A 1,862-nucleotide genomic window follows, 5' to 3' on the forward strand; every position below is an offset into this window, starting at 1 on the left:
GATCGCAAGAGCGCTAATCGGTGAGGCGGAGGTGTAGTCGTCCTCGATGTGCCACATGTTTCCTGTGCCAGGATTGATCGGTTCGCCGCACTTTGGCTGTGGGGCACCGCCGCCGCAACTTGGGCCGTTGTCCGACGGCTTGCCGGGTGGCGCTTTAGGCTCCGGAACGGGTGTTTCTGTCACTCATTTGTCGACATCCGGATAGTATTTTTTCCCTACGGGGCATAGGCATGTGTCACTTCGCTTATCGATAACAAACTCCCCGCCGCCCGCTGGTGTCGGGCTGCAATAGGCAACTCCCGGACTACGTGCGTCGACTTGGTTATTCGAGACGAGGTTGTATAAACAACGGATATTGGCTACCGGGCCTACAAGATTTGGTTCTTCCGAGACCGCGTCCGGATCGACGCGCGGCGATGTAAACATTCCGGCAAAATAGTCGGCAAAAGCCATGCATGCAGCTTGTCGCGATGCAATGGGAGCATGCGTCGTGCCCACGACGTACATGTATTTGACTTGCGGCGCTGTGGCTTGCGCTGGGGATGTGAAAAACATCAAAAAAATGAAGAAGGTTGCAGATTTCGCGACCTTGCCTAAAATTGAACATTTTGCGATCAGGTGCTGCCCGCAGCCACCGGCTTCTTTTATCCCGAAAAATACGAAATTGCCCATACATCTCCTAAGGTCGCGCGCGAAAATCGTCTGATCCGTACATAGGCTGTCGGATGCGAGGCAAATATTCAGTGCCTATTATGACCAAACTATTAAAGATGTTATTGTAGCATTTATTTAACCAAAAGGAAAGATTTATTGATAATTTTATATGGTTTTTGCATTCATCCGCACATGCATGAACTCGTTATTGTTGTCGATAAGTGGGCACCTCGAAAAGCTGGCCCAGCCGCGGCATCATGGCGGCTCCTTGTTGCTGACGTAATTTCATGATCAAGATGAGTCTGTTTGCCGAGCAAGAACGCGAAGCTAAGCCGAGCAAGCTGGGTGACGCGCTCAAGGTAACGGAGCAGCATTCCGACCTCGTCACGCTGCCGATGCGGTTGACGAAGTGGCTCCACGCCCGGGCCGCGAACGCGGCGGGCGTCCTCCATTTCCAACCGAACTGATGCTTCGGGTCCTGTTGATCCAGCAGTTGTTCAACCTGAGCGGCGAGGAAATGGAATTCCAATCGACTGGGCACCTGCGAAGCGCCGCCAGAAAGACACCGGCGCGGGCGGGACCAGGAAACATGCAAGTCCTACTTTGGCTACAAGATATCGGCCAATGCAGACAAGCGCTCCAAAGTTGGTTTTCAGCAAGGTCAAGGTAAGCACGGGCAGCGAGCATGACCCCCTCCATGTCGAGGCGGTACTGGGCCCCTCAAATACCAATCGCAACGTCCTGCGAGGCAAGGGCTACGTGGATGGCGAGCGCGAAGACAGGTTGACGCAGCAGGGCTGGCGCATGCACATCGAGCGCAAAGGAAGCAGGACAAGTCAATTTCGCAAGCCCAAAATCGACGAAATGCGCGCATCGCCATGAGCCGCGCCCGGATCGAGCATGTGTTTGCCGGCCTGGCCGAGATGGGCGGCAAAGGCCTGCGCATGAGCAGGCTGGCGCGCGCCACGTTGCAGCTCAGTTGGAAGGTCGCTGCTCACAATTTGCGGCGCCTGGTCTACTTGAAGGAGGCCCGCGTCGAGGCATTCTGATGCCCGCAGTCCGTCCGGACTGCACAACACGAGGTCCAGCGCCCATGACATGGGCGGGCAAGGGCCCGATCTGACGTTAAAAATGCATCGGATGGCATTGTGGCCGGGGATTACGCGGATTGACCCGCTAATTCGAGGTGCCCTGTAGTCCAAGGCTAG

Annotated in this window: 5 protein-coding genes; 4 read left to right on the forward strand and 1 reads right to left on the reverse strand. The window is 55.6% G+C overall.

Annotation, left to right across the window (positions count from 1 at the left end):
* Positions 1-183: 183 nt before the first annotated feature.
* The gene (locus PO883_RS34290; protein WP_289313776.1) at positions 184-672 is read right to left on the reverse strand and encodes a hypothetical protein; all 489 of its coding nucleotides are present in this window, start codon (positions 670-672) and stop codon (positions 184-186) included.
* Between the two features lie 269 nt (positions 673-941).
* Here PO883_RS34290 and PO883_RS34295 point away from each other — a divergent pair, with 269 nt between their 5' ends.
* Genes PO883_RS34295 through PO883_RS34305 form a run of 4 tightly spaced genes read left to right on the forward strand, consistent with a single transcriptional unit; the run spans position 942 to position 1,703 of the window.
* Positions 942-1,121, forward strand: a complete 180-nt coding sequence (locus PO883_RS34295; protein WP_289313777.1) for a hypothetical protein — start codon at positions 942-944, stop codon at positions 1,119-1,121.
* Positions 1,121-1,324: a hypothetical protein gene (locus PO883_RS35335; RefSeq protein WP_373890139.1), complete on the forward strand. Its 204-nt coding sequence runs from the start codon at positions 1,121-1,123 to the stop codon at positions 1,322-1,324. Before PO883_RS34295 ends, PO883_RS35335 begins: the two co-directional genes overlap by 1 nt.
* Positions 1,279-1,536 (forward strand): hypothetical protein, encoded by a 258-nt coding sequence (locus PO883_RS34300; RefSeq protein WP_289313778.1) that lies wholly within the window; start codon positions 1,279-1,281, stop codon positions 1,534-1,536. Before PO883_RS35335 ends, PO883_RS34300 begins: the two co-directional genes overlap by 46 nt.
* The gene (locus tag PO883_RS34305) at positions 1,533-1,703 is read left to right on the forward strand and encodes a hypothetical protein (protein ID WP_373890140.1); all 171 of its coding nucleotides are present in this window, start codon (positions 1,533-1,535) and stop codon (positions 1,701-1,703) included. Before PO883_RS34300 ends, PO883_RS34305 begins: the two co-directional genes overlap by 4 nt.
* The last annotated feature ends 159 nt before the right edge of the window (positions 1,704-1,862 follow it).

This window comes from Massilia sp. DJPM01, from assembly GCF_030348125.1.
GTDB classification, from domain to species: Bacteria; Pseudomonadota; Gammaproteobacteria; order Burkholderiales; family Burkholderiaceae_D; genus Telluria_A; species Telluria_A frigida.